Annotated in this window: 16 protein-coding genes and 1 other annotated feature; of the genes, 15 read left to right on the forward strand and 1 reads right to left on the reverse strand. The window is 45.0% G+C overall.

Annotated elements, in window-relative coordinates:
- Positions 1 to 67: 67 nt before the first annotated feature.
- The 15 genes from I592_RS00845 (at position 68) to I592_RS00915 (ending at position 15,524) form a co-directional block, all read left to right on the forward strand.
- A complete protein-coding gene (locus I592_RS00845) occupies positions 68 to 1,363 on the forward strand; it encodes a putative DNA modification/repair radical SAM protein (RefSeq protein WP_010782120.1) in 1,296 nt (431 codons plus the stop codon).
- A 5-nt stretch (positions 1,364 to 1,368) separates the two neighbouring features.
- Positions 1,369 to 2,115, forward strand: a complete 747-nt coding sequence (locus I592_RS00850) for a TIGR03915 family putative DNA repair protein (RefSeq protein WP_010782119.1) — start codon at positions 1,369 to 1,371, stop codon at positions 2,113 to 2,115.
- A gap of 175 nt (positions 2,116 to 2,290) precedes the next feature.
- The gene (locus I592_RS00855) at positions 2,291 to 3,247 is read left to right on the forward strand and encodes a cation diffusion facilitator family transporter (RefSeq protein ID WP_010782118.1); all 957 of its coding nucleotides are present in this window, start codon (positions 2,291 to 2,293) and stop codon (positions 3,245 to 3,247) included.
- Between the two features lie 303 nt (positions 3,248 to 3,550).
- Positions 3,551 to 5,350, forward strand: coding sequence for a glycerophosphoryl diester phosphodiesterase membrane domain-containing protein (locus I592_RS00860; RefSeq protein ID WP_010782117.1), 1,800 nt, complete (start codon positions 3,551 to 3,553; stop codon positions 5,348 to 5,350).
- Between the two features lie 248 nt (positions 5,351 to 5,598).
- Positions 5,599 to 6,105, forward strand: a complete 507-nt coding sequence (locus tag I592_RS00865) for a dCTP deaminase/dUTPase family protein (protein WP_010782116.1) — start codon at positions 5,599 to 5,601, stop codon at positions 6,103 to 6,105.
- A gap of 27 nt (positions 6,106 to 6,132) precedes the next feature.
- Positions 6,133 to 7,506 carry a DNA repair protein RadA gene (radA, locus tag I592_RS00870; RefSeq protein WP_010782115.1) on the forward strand — a complete coding sequence of 458 codons (1,374 nt, stop codon included), beginning with the start codon at positions 6,133 to 6,135 and terminating at the stop codon, positions 7,504 to 7,506.
- A gap of 85 nt (positions 7,507 to 7,591) precedes the next feature.
- Positions 7,592 to 8,746, forward strand: coding sequence for a PIN/TRAM domain-containing protein (locus I592_RS00875; protein WP_010782114.1), 1,155 nt, complete (start codon positions 7,592 to 7,594; stop codon positions 8,744 to 8,746).
- Between the two features lie 97 nt (positions 8,747 to 8,843).
- Positions 8,844 to 10,301: a glutamate--tRNA ligase gene (gene gltX / locus I592_RS00880; protein WP_010782113.1), complete on the forward strand. Its 1,458-nt coding sequence runs from the start codon at positions 8,844 to 8,846 to the stop codon at positions 10,299 to 10,301.
- Positions 10,298 to 10,496 (forward strand) — a binding site (T-box leader). (Overlaps the previous gene by 4 nt.)
- Positions 10,497 to 10,882: 386 nt before the next feature.
- Positions 10,883 to 11,416, forward strand: a complete 534-nt coding sequence (gene epsC, locus I592_RS00885) for a serine O-acetyltransferase EpsC (RefSeq protein WP_010782112.1) — start codon at positions 10,883 to 10,885, stop codon at positions 11,414 to 11,416.
- On the forward strand, positions 11,409 to 12,818 hold the full coding sequence (gene cysS, locus I592_RS00890; protein WP_010782111.1) for a cysteine--tRNA ligase: 1,410 nt from the start codon (positions 11,409 to 11,411) through the stop codon (positions 12,816 to 12,818). The genes epsC and cysS overlap by 8 nt, the downstream gene beginning before the upstream one ends.
- Entirely contained in the window at positions 12,818 to 13,216 is a 399-nt protein-coding gene (locus tag I592_RS00895) for a Mini-ribonuclease 3 (protein WP_010782110.1), read from the forward strand. Before cysS ends, I592_RS00895 begins: the two co-directional genes overlap by 1 nt.
- On the forward strand, positions 13,206 to 14,042 hold the full coding sequence (gene rlmB / locus I592_RS00900; protein ID WP_010782109.1) for a 23S rRNA (guanosine(2251)-2'-O)-methyltransferase RlmB: 837 nt from the start codon (positions 13,206 to 13,208) through the stop codon (positions 14,040 to 14,042). The genes I592_RS00895 and rlmB overlap by 11 nt, the downstream gene beginning before the upstream one ends.
- The gene (locus I592_RS00905) at positions 14,039 to 14,566 is read left to right on the forward strand and encodes an NYN domain-containing protein (protein WP_010782108.1); all 528 of its coding nucleotides are present in this window, start codon (positions 14,039 to 14,041) and stop codon (positions 14,564 to 14,566) included. The genes rlmB and I592_RS00905 overlap by 4 nt, the downstream gene beginning before the upstream one ends.
- A 71-nt stretch (positions 14,567 to 14,637) precedes the next feature.
- The gene (locus tag I592_RS00910; protein WP_010782107.1) at positions 14,638 to 15,168 is read left to right on the forward strand and encodes a sigma-70 family RNA polymerase sigma factor; all 531 of its coding nucleotides are present in this window, start codon (positions 14,638 to 14,640) and stop codon (positions 15,166 to 15,168) included.
- 110 nt (positions 15,169 to 15,278) lie between these two features.
- Positions 15,279 to 15,524: a Veg family protein gene (locus I592_RS00915; protein WP_010782106.1), complete on the forward strand. Its 246-nt coding sequence runs from the start codon at positions 15,279 to 15,281 to the stop codon at positions 15,522 to 15,524.
- A gap of 28 nt (positions 15,525 to 15,552) precedes the next feature.
- Here I592_RS00915 and mscL read toward each other — a convergent pair whose 3' ends face one another.
- Positions 15,553 to 16,005: a large conductance mechanosensitive channel protein MscL gene (mscL, locus tag I592_RS00920; protein WP_010782105.1), complete on the reverse strand. Its 453-nt coding sequence runs from the start codon at positions 16,003 to 16,005 to the stop codon at positions 15,553 to 15,555.
- Between the last annotated feature and the right edge of the window lie 326 nt (positions 16,006 to 16,331).

The following is a 16,331-nucleotide window of genomic DNA, read 5'->3' on the forward strand; positions in this document are numbered from 1 at the left end:
TTAAATAAGAACATACGTTCGTATCGTGTGGAGCGATTCCGCGACTACGAATAAGGAGTGATTTTCGATGGAACTGGAAAGAAAAATAGAAATTTTAGCGGAGTCTGCGAAATATGATGTTTCTTGTTCCAGCAGCGGCGTGGAGAACAATACCCGATCAGGAACAGTCGGCAGTACGGCGGTATCCGGGATCTGCCATTCCTTTACCCCCGACGGCCGATGCGTCTCGTTATTAAAATTATTATTTACGAACGCGTGTATTTTTGACTGTCACTACTGCATCAATCGTAAATCCAATGCGATTCCGCGGGCGACGTTCACCCCGCAGGAAGTGGCGGATCTAACGATGGATTTTTATATGCGCAATTATATCGAGGGCTTGTTTTTAAGTTCAGCGATCATTAAGAATGCGGACTATACGTGCGAGCTTTTGATCAAGACCTTGAAAATTTTGCGTGAAGAAAAAGGCTTTCGCGGCTACATCCATGTCAAGGCGATACCTGGCGCGGATGAAAAATTGATCGAGCAACTGGGCTTTCTGGCGGATCGGATGAGCGTCAATGTTGAACTGCCTTCCCGCGAGAGCTTGAAGTTACTGGCGCCGGACAAAGACCCGTTTGACTTATATAAACCAATGAAGCAAATCACGACAGTAAAAAAAGAACAGGAATTTTTGCCAGCGGTTCGACGCGGCCCAAGCTTTGTCCCCGCCGGTCAGTCTACGCAGATGATCATCGGGGCTAGCCCTGAGAGTGACCGTTCGATCGTGAAAATCTCAGAGAATTTGTATCAGAAGTATCAATTGAAACGGGTCTATTATTCGGCGTATATCCCAGTCAATCAGGACAATTTATTGCCTGCTGTGACGACAGAGCCGCCATTGCTGCGGGAGCATCGCTTGTATCAGGCAGACTGGCTGCTTCGCTACTACAAATTCACAGCGGATGAGATTCTGTCAGAAGACAAGCCGAACTTTAATCTTTACCTTGATCCGAAAGCCAATTGGGCGGTCCAAAACTATCAGCGCTTCCCCGTAGATGTCCAGACCGCCACCTATGATGATTTACTGAGGGTCCCCGGGATCGGTCCGAAAAGCGCGCAAAATATCGTCAAAGCACGAAAGTATTATCGGCTGCATCTGACGGATTTAAAAAAACTAGGCATCGTGATCAAACGGGCACAGTATTTTATCGCCTGCAACCATGAGACACCTGCCGGTTTGATCAAGGACCCTGAGTGGATCATCGCTTCGTTGATTTCTTCAAAGCAATACAATGTACTGAAAAAACAAAACACACAATCCACGAGTGAACAACTGTCGCTCTTTGATGTGGAGCGGTTTGAACATGCGAAAAGTAGGTGACGTCCATGCGCGAGTCGGCAGAACATTGGGAATATGATGGCAGCTTTCTTGGATTTATGACGATCGTGGATCGTAGTTTTCGTGAGAAGCAGTTTCCGGCAGTGATTTTATCGCCGGAGACCGCGGTGGAAAGTTTATTTTTAACGGAATGGGTGGAAACAGATCCGATTCGTGGCGAGAAAATTTACCGTCGTTTGCGGCAGCGAGTGAGACCGGAAAATTTTTTGTTCATTCAAAATGGGTTTTATGCCACGCTTGAAGGCAAAGAACGTTATTTATTGGATGCCATCGAAATTTCGTTGCAAACCAAAGACCTATTGGAAAATCATTTGGGGCATCCATCCATCTTGGCATTGCGGAAAAGCATTCGAACACTGCTAGGAGAAAACCATGCCTTGACCGGCTTTGTTCGCTTTGAATACGTCGGTGAGGTGCTATTTAGTAAAATCGCCCCGAAGCACTATGTGATGCCGTACCTTTGCCCCCACTTTGCGGAACGTTATCCGCAGGAAAAGATCATGATCTACGACGAGACCCATGAAGTTTTAGGGATCATCGATCATGGCAGTATCCACCTCATGGAAAATACCACCTGTCCAGAACTTTCTGAAGCAGGCGACGAACAGGCCATTCAACACCAATGGAAGACATTCTTACAGGCGGTCACGATTGAGGAGCGGGCAAATTACAGAGCCCAACGAAATCATTTGCCGTTGCGGTTCCGCGGGAATATGACAGAATTTAAAACATAGCTGCTGTATACGGATAGATTTTTTGAACAGTTTCAGAGGTCAAACGGGCCAGTTTTTCTCCTTGGATCAGCTTTCGACAGTCTCAGAAACAATAAGTAAGGTTCCTAAGAGCTTTGCGTTCATGATTTTTTGATTCTGCTTTATAATGGGAACTATTAGGAAGCGAGTGAATCACATGGAAGAGAAAAAAACGCAAGGATCAATGGCGGTCCTGGCGGCGCTATTTGCCAACGTGCTGGTGGCGGTCAGCAAGTTTATCGGCTACATGCTCAGCGGCAGTGCAGCAATGATGAATGAAAGCATTCATAGTGTGGTAGATTGCAGCAATCAAATCTTACTGTTGTTTGGTGATCGACGGGCCGCTCGCGGGCAAAGTGAGCTGCACCAGTTTGGTGAGGGGCGTGCCAAATACTTTTTCAGTACGATCGTTGCCACGATGCTATTTTTTGGTGGGGGTGCACTAGGGATCTGGGAAGCAGTGGAGAAGCTGTTTCATCCCAGTCACGAAGTCGCCAATCCATTGATCGTGTTAGGTATTTTGGTTTTCGGTATTCTCGTCGAAGGCAGTTCGCTGCGTGTGGCGGTGAAAGAAATCCACGAATTAAATACAGAAAAATTGCCATTATTTAAGTTTTTACATGAAAGCCGTCACAGCGAGATCTTGATTATTTTTACGGAGGATTTTTGTGCCGTGATCGGGTTGGTGATCGCGATAATCGGGACGCTGTTGACGATGGTCACTGGGAATCCGATGTTTGATGCATTGAGCGGTCTGCTGATCGGGATGATGCTGCTATTTGCTTCGATCTTTTTGGCTCGGGAGTTTTACAGCTTGATCATAGGAGAAAGTGTCTCTAAAAATGACTTGCTGAAAATCCAAGATGCCTTTAAACGCGACGAAGTAAAAAAAGTGATCGACATCAAAACGGTCCATTTAGGTCCAACAGAAGTCATGATCGCCGCCAAGATCGACATCGCCGATTCCTACGAAGGCGTGAGCTATGATATCGTCAATCAAATCGAACGAGTGATTCGCCGAGCCTTGCCGGATAAGAAGGCGTATATTTACATCGAAACCGACGAATTCGATCCAGATTACGATCGCAAACGTCAAAACCAATCGGACACATAACCCTGTGCCCGATTTTTTGCCAGTTCTACTTCCTGCTTCAGCAGGTTAGTAGAATGGTATGCGTGATGAGAATAGAGCTCATTTTTTCTCAGGAAAAAAAAATTACCTCGAGCTCGATATAGCGGCCAGTTCTACTTCCTGCTTTAGCAGGATAGTAGAATGGTATGCGTGATGAGAATAGGGCTCATTTTTTCTCAGGAAAAAATGACTACTTTGAGCAGGAAATAGCGGCCAGTTCTACTTCCTGCTTTAGCAGGTTAATAGGCATACAACAATAACTTTATTTAAGGGAGGGTCAATAAGATGTCTTCATTGCGTTTTTTTTTCACCTATTCACGAGAGTTTCTGCGTCATTGGGGGAGTTATATCCTTTTGATTGTTGGAACGAATATTGTTTTAGAGATGTTGGCGATCCCGCTTTTTCAGTTTCTAACGGCATTCATTTTGAAACAGGGAGAGATCCCGTATGTTTCTAACACGAATATCGTCACGATAATCACCCAGCATCCCGCTGTTTTGATCGCTCTGCTATTGTTGCTGGCAGTTATATTGACGGTGATTTTCTTGCAGTTTACGTTCCAGTTGTTTGGGATCAAAAGCATCCAGACAAAAGAGGACCGCTCGTTATGGGAGATTTTTAAGCAATCACTTTACCATATGCGGCATTTGCGTCCGGCAACATTCTTTTTCTTCCTATTTTATTTTGTATTGATCCTTCCCTTTGCCAATGCCATTTTCCGTACTCCGTTGTTGAGCAAAGTAACGATCCCGGTTTTTATAATAGAGTATTTGAATGAGCATCTAACCTTTCTTCTATTATTAATGGTTCTTTCGTTGCTCGTGTCCTATATTGGGATTCGGTTATTGTTTGTCCTTCCGCTGATGATCTTCTCGGACGCCGCTCCTAAAGAAGCCGTGCGCAAAAGTTTAGAGTTGACGCATCATCGGTTTTGGCACTATGCATGGCGTATCTTTCTTTTGACCACCTTTTTATCCATTATTTCTTTTGTAGGGTACGGGGCAAGTTACGTGTTGCAAGTGCTGCTGGATCTATTTCCGCGTCCGATTCCTGCGATCGGGGCAATGGTCACATTAACGAGCATCCAATTTTTCAGTCAATTGATGCTGGCTTGGGCGACGGTACTGTATTTAAGTGTTCTAGTCCAAAAATTCTTTCCGTTGGTGATCAGCGGGGAACGGCCATTGCGTATGATCCGTCCCAGCTTATGGACGCGAATCGCTGCGGCAGCACTATGTGTATTTTTTGGCGGGTCGATCCTGTTTAGCAATGTCATGTATTTGACGGGGCTGGAGGATTCCAAGCCGTTTACCATTTCCCATCGAGGGGTCGATAATGGCAATGGCGTGCAGAACACGATCCCCGCGATGGCGGCTACGATCAAAGAAAAGCCGGACTACATTGAGATGGATATTCAAGAAACCAAGGACCGTCAATTTGTCGTGTTCCATGATAAAAATCTGAAAAATCTCACGGGAAGAGACCGGACGACTCATGAAATGACCTTGATCGAGCTGCAAGATCTGCAAGCGGTGGAGAACGGTCATGTGGCGCCTGTGGCAAGTTTTGATGATTATTTGGCTTTTGCGAATGAGCACCATCAAAAGCTGCTGATCGAGATCAAAACGAACGCCGATGATTCCGAAGACATGGTGGATCATTTCATCGAGAAGTATCAGCAGACTATTTTAGCTAATCATCACCGTATCCATTCTTTGGATTACAATGTGGTAAAAGCGTTGAAAGACAAGGCACCAAAGTTGTATGTCAGTTATATCTTGCCTTATAATTTAGTCTTCCCGCAGACACCAGCAAATGCCTATACGATGGAGGAAACGACGTTGACCAGCGATTTTGTTCAACGAGCCCATCAAGAGGATAAGGAAGTGTATGCGTGGACAGTCAATAACGCTGATGCCATGGATCGAATGGTCTCGCTGAACGTCAACGGGATCGTGACCGATGACCTCAAGACGCTGCAGGAGCAAATTAAGACCTATGAGGAAAATCCCTCGTATGCCAAACGAATCGAGATGTACATCAATCGATTGCCGGCGCTGGATCAGCGGATCAGTGAAAATTAATCTAGTACAAGAAAAAATCATTAAATTTCCATAGAGTTTTCGCAAAAGATTTTCTAACAGCCGCCTGCTCTATGGTAGAATAGCAATATATTTCACAAAGGAAATTCGACCTGTCATGCGGGTGTTATCGAAGAATTTGTCTGTCTCAGAACGGTTTCGACAGTGGCAGATGCAAGAGGACACGCAGGAGTCGGCGGATCTCCAGGTTGAAAAATTCTTTAAATAGGAAGTAAAAAAAGGGGTTTACGATGAGCAAACGTGGTTTTGAAGTAATTAAAGCGTATCAAGATAAGGCGATCCATTTGCCAAAACGAGCAACAAAGAATGCCGCAGGCTATGATTTTGAAGCGGGAGAAGATGTCGTGATCCCAGCGATTTGGAAGCAAGTGATCGCACACTTTACCAAAGGTGCAGAAGCATCCGAAAAAATCGTGAAACCCGTCCTTGTCCCAACAGGAATCAAGGCATATATGGGAGAAGATGAATACTTGCAGCTTGCCAATCGTTCAAGCAATCCGTTGAAACGATTCATTACATTAAGTAACGGGATCGGCGTGATCGACAGCGATTACTACAATAATCCAGACAACGAAGGCCATATCATGTTCCAATTTTCAAACTTCGGCTTGACGGATATCACGATCAAAAAAGGTGAACGAATCGGGCAAGGAATTTTCTTGCCGTTTCTTAAAGCAGACAATGATGATGCAGATACAGAACGTAAAGGCGGATTTGGTTCGTCAGGAAAACAATAAATAAATTAAACGAGTGAGGCGAATGTTTTGGCAAAAAAATCCAAGACACAGTTTATCTGTCAGGAATGTGGGTATGTTTCGCCTAAATATTTAGGTCGGTGCCCGAGTTGCGGCAATTGGAATACGATGGTGGAGGAAGTGGAACCCAATCACCCTGAAGACCGAAGAAATCGTGTCAGTCTAACGGGAGAACGTGCGACTCCGACCAAGTTAAAAGATGTCGTCTTTAAAAAAGAAACGCGGATTCAAACAGAATTAGCAGAATTGAATCGGGTTTTAGGCGGCGGCGTCGTTCCAGGGTCCTTGGTTTTGATCGGCGGAGATCCTGGGATCGGAAAGTCGACTTTGCTGCTGCAAGTTTCGCATCAATTAGCGGCGACGGGGGGCAATGTGCTATACGTCTCGGGGGAAGAAAGCGCGCAGCAGATCAAGCTGCGGGCAGAACGCCTAGGGTCAAGCGACACGGATTTCTACCTGTATGCAGAGACAGACATGGGAGAGATCAGTCGAACGATCGAGAATTTGAAGCCTGACTATGTAATCATCGACTCGATCCAAACCATGACCCAACCGGACATTACGAGTGTGGCAGGCTCGGTCAGTCAGGTTCGTGAAACGACAGCTGAATTATTGAAGCTGGCGAAAACGAACGGGATCGCCATTTTTATCGTTGGTCACGTTACAAAAGAAGGAAATATCGCCGGTCCGCGTATGTTGGAGCATATGGTAGATACAGTGCTGTATTTCGAAGGGGAGAAGCACCACAGCTTCCGTATCCTGCGAGCAGTCAAGAACCGTTTTGGCTCTACCAACGAGATCGGGATCTTTGAAATGCGGGAGCGCGGCCTGGTAGAAGTCGCGAATCCCTCTCAAGTGTTCTTAGAGGAGCGCTTGGAGGGGGCGACTGGATCAGCGATCGTTGTTGCGATGGAAGGCAGCCGGCCCATTTTGGTCGAAGTGCAGGCCTTAGTCACACCCACGGTTTTCGGCAATGCCAAGCGAACGACGACGGGGCTGGATTTCAACCGCGTGTCGTTGATCATGGCTGTTTTAGAAAAACGTGCCGGACTGCTGCTGCAAAATCAGGATGCCTATTTGAAGGCAGCCGGCGGCGTAAAATTAAATGAGCCCGCGATCGATTTAGCGGTAGCAATCGCCATTGCTTCCAGCTACAAAGAAAATGGAACGGAAGCGACAGAGTGCTTTATCGGCGAAATTGGTCTGACTGGTGAGATTCGTCGGGTCAACAGCATCGAGCAGCGAGTAAAAGAAGCCGGCAAATTAGGATTCAAAAAAATCTATCTGCCTAAAAATAATATGGGCGATTGGAAGCCGCCGAAAGGGATCGAATTGATTCCAGTGGCGACGCTAGGAGAAACATTAAGAAAAGTATTCCGTTAATAAGCGGCAGTGCCGGCAACCATTCCGGCACGCCCTTTAACTAAAAGTTTTACAAATACAAGGAATAGAATTTAGGAGGGATGGCATGCAAAAACGTGTGTTAACAATAATCATCGCGTTGATCGGGATCAGCTTAGGGATCACATTTTTACCTGTGGCATGGCTGGCGATCGGTTATCAAGACAACATGTGGTTGAATAATTCATTTACGAATGGCCTAATCGGTGCAATTATTTTTTATATTATTTCTTTGGCGATCGTAGAACCAATCACAGTTGGTGTAAAAAAAATCGAGAAACAATTAAATGAATTGAGTTTGACGTATATCTTATTCGGAGTGGTCGGTGCGATCTTAGGACTGACGCTGGGATTGATCGGGACAACACCCCTGTATCAAATCCCGATTCCGTTTATCAACAGCGCCTTACCGATCTTGATCATGCTTCTATTAGGATACCTAGGTTTCCGAATGGGAACGACACGGATCGATGAGTTGAAGAAATTTTTCGGCGGCAGAAGCAAAAAAGCAGAGTCGAATGAAGGCGAAGTGCTTGAGCGCAAGGCCGACGATCATTTCCATAAGTATAAGATCTTAGATACGAGCGTGATCATTGACGGGCGGATCTATGACATCGCGAAGACAGGATTTTTGGAAGGCGTTTTGATGATTCCGAATTTCGTGCTGTATGAATTGCAATACATTGCTGATTCTGGAGATAGTTTGAAACGAGTGCGTGGGCGCCGCGGACTGGATATTTTGAATTCGCTGCAAAAAGAAGAAGGCATCTCAGTTGAGATGTACGATGGCGACTTTGAAGATATCAGCGAAGTGGACAGCAAGCTGATTAAATTGGCGAAGCTGTTAGATGGCGTGATCGTTACAAATGACTACAATCTAAACAAAGTTTCTGAGTTCCAAAACGTGGCGGTCTTGAATATCAATGCCTTAGCAAATGCCGTCAAGCCAGTCGTGATCCCAGGCGAGAACATGAATGTTTTAGTGGTAAAAGCTGGAACGGAGCGCCAACAAGGGGTGGCGTATTTGGATGATGGAACGATGGTCGTTGTCGAAGACGGTCAGCATTATATGAACGAACACATCGAAGTGGTCGTAACGAGTGCGTTACAGACAGCCGCTGGTCGAATGATTTTTGCAAAACCGGCGCATTCCAGCCGCAACATCAAAGACGATTCACCGAAGGAAAAGTTGGATTATACCAATGACAAGGCAGGGAAATAACAGTCCAGCTTTACTAAACAGTGGATTGATTGTACAATTTGGAGTGAGTAGCAAATGCTTTTCAATTTGCTAAATAAGCGGAAAGAGGAACTAATATATGTCAAAAATTCGTGTGCGCTATGCACCAAGTCCAACAGGACACCTACACATTGGAAATGCGCGAACAGCATTGTTCAACTATCTGTTTGCCCGTCATAACGATGGGGAGTTCATCATTCGGATCGAGGATACTGATTTAAAAAGAAACATCGAGGATGGCGAGAAAAGTCAGTTAGAGAATTTGGCTTGGTTAGGGATCAACTGGGACGAATCACCAGCGAATCCTGGAGAATATGGTCCTTACCGTCAATCTGAGCGTCGTGAAATTTATCAACCCTTGATCGACCAATTACTTGCCAGCAATTTAGCGTATAAATGCTACTGTACATCAGAAGAGCTGGAAGAAGAGCGTGAAGCGCAGCGTGCCCGTGGCGAGATGCCTCATTACTCAGGCAAATGTGCCAATCTGACTCCTGAAGAACAAGCGGAGAAGGAAGCACAAGGGTTAGAACCTGTGATTCGTTTCCGTGTTCCTCGCAACACGAGCTTTGCATTTGATGACATGGTCAAAGGCGAGATCAGTTTTGAATCGGATAACGTCGGCGGCGACTTCATCATTCAAAAACGTGACGGCATGCCAACGTATAATTTTGCGGTAGCAGTGGACGATCATTTGATGAAGATCACTCATGTTTTACGTGGGGATGACCATATCGCCAATACACCAAAACAATTGATGATCTATGATGCTTTCGGATGGCCGCGTCCAACGTTTGGTCATATGACTCTGATCATCAATAGTGAAACAGGTAAAAAATTAAGCAAACGCGATGAAAGCATTTTGCAGTTTATCGAACAATACCGCGAATTGGGCTACTTGCCAGAAGCGATGTTCAACTTTATTACATTATTGGGCTGGTCACCGGTAGGCGAAGACGAAATCTTCTCGCAAGAAGAACTGATCAAGATTTTTGATACCGATCGTTTGAGCAAATCACCAGCAGCATTTGATCCGAAGAAACTTGAATGGGTCAATAACCATTATATTAAAGCGATGGATTTGGATACCTTCGCTGAACTATGCTTGCCTTATTTGATCAAGGCTGGTAAAGTCGAAAAAAATCCAACACCTGAACACAAAGAATGGGTAAAACGCGTTGTTAGCCTATACCAACCACAAATGAGCTACGCTGCAGAAATTACGGAAGTATCCAGTCTTTTCTTCCAAGACCATCTAGAATTGGATGAAGCCGCAAAAGAAGTCCTAGCCGGAGAAGGTGTTCCGACAGTATTAGCGGCATTCAAGGCGCAATTAGAAGCGATGGATACAGTCGATGCTGCCAGCGTCTTAGCAGCGATCAAAGCAGTACAAAAAGAAACAGGCATCAAAGGAAAGAACCTTTGGATGCCGATCCGTGTAGCAGTCAGCGGTGTGACACATGGACCAGAATTGCCAGAAACGGTTGAATTATTAGGCAAAGAAAAAGCCTTATCACATTTAGATCAAGTTATGTAAACACATAGAAGAGAAGAAGTAGCAAGCGGAGATGTTCCAGAGAGATTGCGGGTGGTGGAAGCAATCATATCAACGCTTACGAAATGCATCTCCGAGTGGCCTTGGCGACACGTAGTCAAGGACGGTTCACAGACGTTACCTGTTTCAAGGCAGAAATTGCAAACAAAAGTGGGACCACGTAAAAGCGTCTTTTGAGGAAACTCAAAAGACGCTTTTTTTGCCAGTTTTTCTTCACGCTTTAGCGTGAGTAGAAAAATGGTATGCGTAATGAAGATGAAGGTCATTTTTCGCTCTGTGAAAAATGATTGCCTTAAACAGAATTAGCTGTCAGTTATGCTTTTTGCAGTATATAAGGTTTGATGGGAATTTATAGATACTTATCAAAATGAGGAACAAGCTGTTTAGCCTAATGATAGGCGTGATGAAAATCAAACAAACTTTTTCGTTTTTTGAAAAAGTTAGATCATTAAATTGAATTAGCTGCCAGTTTTTCTTCACGCTTTAGCGTGAGTAGAAAATTGTAACTTTGTTGAAGGTTTTAGGAGTTGGGAAACTAAAAATAAAAAAAGGGGTTGAAGTACATGGGATGGTGGCAAGAAGCGATCGAGGCAGCAAAAAGAAATGACCCGGCAGTTCGAACAGGTGCAGAAGTGGTACTTACATATCCGGGTGTGCATGCGTTATTTTTTCATAAGCTCTCACATTTTCTTTATCGGCACCAGTGGTTTTTGTTGGCACGAATGCATTCTCAATTTTGGCGGTTTTTGACAGGGATTGAGATTCATCCAGGTGCTAAGATCGCGCCCGGGGTTTTTATTGATCACGGAATGGGTGTCGTGATCGGTGAAACAGCGGAAATTGAGCGGGACGTTGTTTTATTTCATGGGGTGACCTTAGGCGGAACAGGAAAAGACACGGGAAAACGCCATCCGACGGTACGTCGAGGGGCTTTTATCTCGGCGAATGCACAAATATTGGGACCGATCGAAATTGGTGAACGGGTAAAAATTGGCGCTGGTGCTGTCGTTTTGAATAACATACCGGCAGATGCGACTGCGGTAGGGGTACCGGCAAAAGTAGTTAGAATAAAAGGGGAGAAGGTAAAACATGATTAAAATACACAACACAATGACACGAGAAAAAGAGCTTTTTAAACCGATCGAAGAAAATAAAGTCCGTATGTATGTCTGCGGACCTACCGTATATAACTATATCCATATCGGCAATGCCCGCAGTACGATTGCATTTGACGTGATCCGACGTTATTTTGAGTACCGCGGCTATGAAGTGAATTATGTATCGAATTTTACGGATGTCGATGACAAAATCATCAAAGCAGCGAAAGAATTAGCGATCACTGCGCCAGAAGTTGCGGATCGATTCATCGCGGCGTTTGAAGAGGATACGGCAGCATTGAATGTGAAGCCTGCGACTTTGCATCCGCGAGTGATCAATCATATTCCTGATATCATCACGTTCATCGAGGCGTTGGTGGAAAAAGGATACGCTTATGAGGCGAAAGGCGATGTCTATTACCGTACACGCAAATTTGAACATTATGGTGAATTAAGCGACCAATCGATTGATGAGCTAGAAGTCGGAGCGAGTCAGCGAACAGGAGCAGAACAAGCAATCAAGGAAGACCCATTGGATTTTGCGCTATGGAAAAGTGCGAAGCCGGAGGAGATTTCATGGGAATCGCCATGGGGCGAAGGACGTCCGGGCTGGCACATTGAATGCTCGGTCATGGCCACGAAGCATTTAGGGAACACGATCGATATTCATGGCGGCGGTCAAGACTTGGAATTTCCGCATCATGAAAACGAGATCGCACAGAGCGAAGCGAAGACAGGCCAGCGATTTGCCAACTACTGGATGCACAATGGCTATGTGACGATCGGAGAAGACGACGCGAAAATGAGCAAGTCCCTCGGCAATTTCGTAACAGTCCATGATTTAGTCAAAGAGATCGACCCGCAGGTTTTGCGTTTCTTCATGGCAACGACGCAGTACCGTCGTCCGATCCGCTACAGCGAAGCAACGATGAAGGATGCACAGGCGAATCTACAAAAATTACGCACAGCCTTTGAGAATGCGACCTTCCGCCAAGGAACTGCGGAAGCAGCATTAGCGGATGATCCAGAAAAATTGGCTGAATTGGCTGCATTAAAAGCGCGTTTTATTGAAGAGATGGATGATGACTTCAACGCCGCAAATGGGATCACCGTCGTCTATGAAGCCGCAAAATGGTTGAATAATTATAGCGAACAGGAAACGGTCTCGCTAGCCGTATTAACGAATGCGCTGGAAGAATTCACGAAAATGCTGGCGGTCTTCGGGATCGAATTCCAAACAGCCGGATTACTGGACGAAGAAGTGGATCAATTGATCGAAGAACGCAATCAAGCGCGCAAAGACAAAAACTTTGCCCGCAGTGATGAGATCCGCGATCAGTTGAAGGAACAAGGAATTATTTTAGAAGACACCCCTCAAGGCGTCCGTTGGAGACGAGCATAATGACAGATTATAAACAGTTAAACGCACTAGCACTTGCCTATGTTGGCGATGCGATCTATGAAACGTATGTACGGGACTTTCTGGTACGAAACGGCCAGACCCGTCCGAATAAGCTGCACCATATGGCTACACACTATGTTTCCGCTAAGGCTCAAGCAACACTGATCCAAAAAATGATGGATGATGGTATGCTGACAGAAGAAGAACAGGGAATCTATCGCCGTGGACGCAATGCGAAAAGTTATACCTCCGCTAAGAATACGGATATTATGACGTACCGCATGTCTACTGGATTTGAAGCATTGATGGGTTATCTGCATTTATTGGAACGAAACGAGCGATTGGAAGAACTGATCGCGTGGTGTTTAGAGAAAGCGGGCGAAGCAAATGAAGGATAAAAAACAACGACGAGGAAATGACCGTCGCAATCAGCGAAAAAATGACCGGCAAAACGATCGGCGCAGAGAACCGGCAGAACTCGCCGAAGTAGAAGAAAATAATTTTGTTTTTGGGCATCATGCCAGTGTCGAAGCGTTACAAGCGGGTCGAGGAAACAAGTTATTCATGCAAGAAGATGCTCATGGAGACAAGATCGACCAATTAAAGAGTCTCGCAAAAGAGCAAGCAGTGCCCGTCAAATGGGTACCAAAACAAAAATTAGATACGTTAAGCGACGGCGGTGTGCATCAAGGGATCGTTTTAGGGATCACGCCCTATGAATACTTGACGCTGGAGGATTTGATGGCGAAGACGGCGACGGAAGAAGCGCCCTTCTTACTGATTTTAGACAGTTTAGAAGACCCGCATAATTTCGGATCGATTTTACGTACAGCAGATGCCAGCGGGGTTTCTGGAGTGATCATTCCGAAGCACCGTTCAGTAGGGATCACGCCTGTTGTAACGAAGGCGTCCACCGGGGCCGTAGAATACGTACCGATCGCGCGGGTGACCAATTTAGCTCAGAGTATCAAGCAGTTAAAAGAAGCGGGCTATTGGGTCTTCGGAACGGATATGGACGGCACGGATTATCGTCAATGGAAAGTGACGGGGCCTATCGCTCTGATCATCGGAAATGAAGGCAAAGGCATGAGCGCGGGATTGAAAAAAGACGTCGATGAGATGCTGACGATTCCCATGACGGGCCACGTTCAAAGCTTGAATGCGGGTGTGGCGGCAGGTCTTTTGATGTACGAAGTCTTTCGGAAGCGAAGTGGTACGCAATGAAAAAACAATTGTTGATCGTTGACGGCTACAACATGATCGGTGCCTGGCCAGAGCTGACCGCATTGAAAAATCAAGACCGTTTAGAAGAAGCACGGGAAGCCTTGCTTTTTCGATTATCAAATTTCGCGAAATACCAAGGATTGGAAACAATCGTGGTGTTTGATGCGCAATTTGTTCCTGGGGTTACGCAAAGCTATAAGAAATACCAACTGACGGTCGTTTTTACAAAAGAGGACGAGACAGCCGACAGCTACATTGAACGTATCGCGGGGGAATTAAACGATCGACTGACCCAAGTGACGGTAGCGACGAGTGACCTTGCGGAGCAATGGACCATTTTTTCTCAAGGGGCGCTGCGCACCTCTGCGCGTGAACTGTACAAGACGGTCCAACAGACAGAGGACCTGATTACTGGGGACACAAAAGATACGCATTTTAAAAATTTTCGCCGAAATTCTCCGTGGAATAATGAACAATTGCAAAAATTGTCCCACAAATTGGACGAATTGAGCAATAAAAAATAAATTGCCCATTTACTCTCCAATCTCCCCTTTTTAATGTGTATGCTCTTACATATCAGAAAGGAGAGGGAAAAATGGAAGTACAGGCTTTTGAGAAAACATTTATTCAATATTTGCCGATTGTGTATAAAATGCAGTCACGTTATTTGATCAAGGGATTCGATTCTGATGATTGGCTGCAAGAAGGGCGGATCGCGTTAAATGATGCGCTGCGCAGTTACCAAAAGGGCTATGGAACGACATTTGGACTCTACTATAAGATGATTTTTGAGAACCGTGTTCGTTCCCTTATACGCCGTCAGCAAGCAAAAAAACGCTTGATCTATCAGCAGGCGGTATCGATCGAAAAAGTGAGTGGTGAGCGTTACAACACGTATTTCAAGTACCATGATTGCATGGAGGAAAATGTCTGCATCAGTGACGTATTATTGTCCGGGGAAATCTGGTTCTCTCCTTTAGAAAACCATGTCTTGCTTTACTATTTAAGAGGCGAAGAGCCGGAAGTAATTGCGCAGCGTCTGAATCGATCGGTGAAGAAAATCAACAATGCGCTCTGTCGTGCGAAAAAGAAAATAAAAGAGAAGCTGTATGAAGAAGAGGAATGAGCAAGGGACATCCTAGAGACCCCTCGAAGGAAAAGTTGCAAATTTTTTTATCTTATGATAACATTGAAAAGTTTTGAATTTGTGCTATAATGTATGTTGAGGTGAACTGTATGCCAACAACTTTAGCGTCTATCAAGAAAAACTTGGAAGATCGTATTGGTGCTCCAATCATGCTCGTCGCTCAAACAGGACGCAAGCGTCAAACACAGCGTAAAGGGATCTTAACTGAGACATACCCTTCCGTATTCGTCGTTGATTTGGACCCAGAAGAGAATTCTTTCGAACGTGTTTCATACAGCTATTCCGATGTATTGACTCGCACAGTAGAAATCGAATTTCTAACAGAAGCAATTTAAAAACCATGGAGCAAAGGCTCCATGGTTTTTATTTATCTTTAGGGGTTTCGGTGTTTTGTGCGGCTTTGTTTTGTTCAACTAAAAGATCACGGATATCCGCTAAGTAATCTTCCGCTGTTGGAATCTGTACTTCCGGTACCACCGCTTCCGCATCTTCTTTGCTTGCGGTATCTTTTGCTTTATTGGCAGCTTTAACAATTAAGAACAAAACGAAACCAGTGATCACAAAGGTAATCAATGCACTGACAACATCGCCAAATGCAAAGGTCACTCCTTTGACAGGTTTCCAGTCTAAAACAGACATTGCCTCATTTAAATCTTTTCCGTTAGTAAATAAGGAAACGATCAATCCGACTAGCGGAGTAATCAACCCATTCACGACATTCGTCACGATAGCAGTAAACGCCGTACCAATAACTACACCAACCGCAAGATCTAAAACATTTCCTCGCATCAAGAACTCTTTAAATTCTTTAATCATGATGTCACTCCTCTCCTCTTAGTGATCCAAAAGAATCCCTTTCACGGGAATACCGCCAACAACAACTCATCCTTTCACTCGTCAAAAAAATGAATGCGTTAGCGCAAAGTTAAAAAAATGGCTGCTTGTCTGACCCTATGGCTAGACGTGAAAGCAACGAGCAGCACCAAAACTGATGAAACGCTGGCGGGTATTCTCATGCTCCATTTAGTATAACGAAAGAAGAAAAAAATTTGAAATAAAAGAAACTATCCGTCAATGCTGATTTCAGTTCTTAGACCACGCCTGTGCTATAATTAGCCTTAGTGATAAGACAAAATCAGTCT

Source organism: Enterococcus gilvus ATCC BAA-350 (assembly GCF_000407545.1).
In the GTDB taxonomy this organism is placed as follows: domain Bacteria; phylum Bacillota; class Bacilli; order Lactobacillales; family Enterococcaceae; genus Enterococcus_A; species Enterococcus_A gilvus.

Coding starts and splice junctions, on each gene's coding strand:
- I592_RS00895 (WP_010782110.1), top strand. CDS start 12,818: ATGACAGATTATAAACAGTTAAACGCACTAGCACTTGCCTATGTTGGC.
- I592_RS00860 (WP_010782117.1), top strand. CDS start 3,551: ATGTCTTCATTGCGTTTTTTTTTCACCTATTCACGAGAGTTTCTGCGT.
- mscL (WP_010782105.1), bottom strand. CDS start 16,005: ATGATTAAAGAATTTAAAGAGTTCTTGATGCGAGGAAATGTTTTAGAT.
- I592_RS00855 (WP_010782118.1), top strand. CDS start 2,291: ATGGAAGAGAAAAAAACGCAAGGATCAATGGCGGTCCTGGCGGCGCTA.
- cysS (WP_010782111.1), top strand. CDS start 11,409: ATGATTAAAATACACAACACAATGACACGAGAAAAAGAGCTTTTTAAA.
- epsC (WP_010782112.1), top strand. CDS start 10,883: ATGGGATGGTGGCAAGAAGCGATCGAGGCAGCAAAAAGAAATGACCCG.
- I592_RS00915 (WP_010782106.1), top strand. CDS start 15,279: ATGCCAACAACTTTAGCGTCTATCAAGAAAAACTTGGAAGATCGTATT.
- I592_RS00865 (WP_010782116.1), top strand. CDS start 5,599: ATGAGCAAACGTGGTTTTGAAGTAATTAAAGCGTATCAAGATAAGGCG.
- I592_RS00905 (WP_010782108.1), top strand. CDS start 14,039: ATGAAAAAACAATTGTTGATCGTTGACGGCTACAACATGATCGGTGCC.
- I592_RS00910 (WP_010782107.1), top strand. CDS start 14,638: ATGGAAGTACAGGCTTTTGAGAAAACATTTATTCAATATTTGCCGATT.
- I592_RS00850 (WP_010782119.1), top strand. CDS start 1,369: ATGCGCGAGTCGGCAGAACATTGGGAATATGATGGCAGCTTTCTTGGA.
- I592_RS00845 (WP_010782120.1), top strand. CDS start 68: ATGGAACTGGAAAGAAAAATAGAAATTTTAGCGGAGTCTGCGAAATAT.
- I592_RS00875 (WP_010782114.1), top strand. CDS start 7,592: ATGCAAAAACGTGTGTTAACAATAATCATCGCGTTGATCGGGATCAGC.
- rlmB (WP_010782109.1), top strand. CDS start 13,206: ATGAAGGATAAAAAACAACGACGAGGAAATGACCGTCGCAATCAGCGA.
- gltX (WP_010782113.1), top strand. CDS start 8,844: ATGTCAAAAATTCGTGTGCGCTATGCACCAAGTCCAACAGGACACCTA.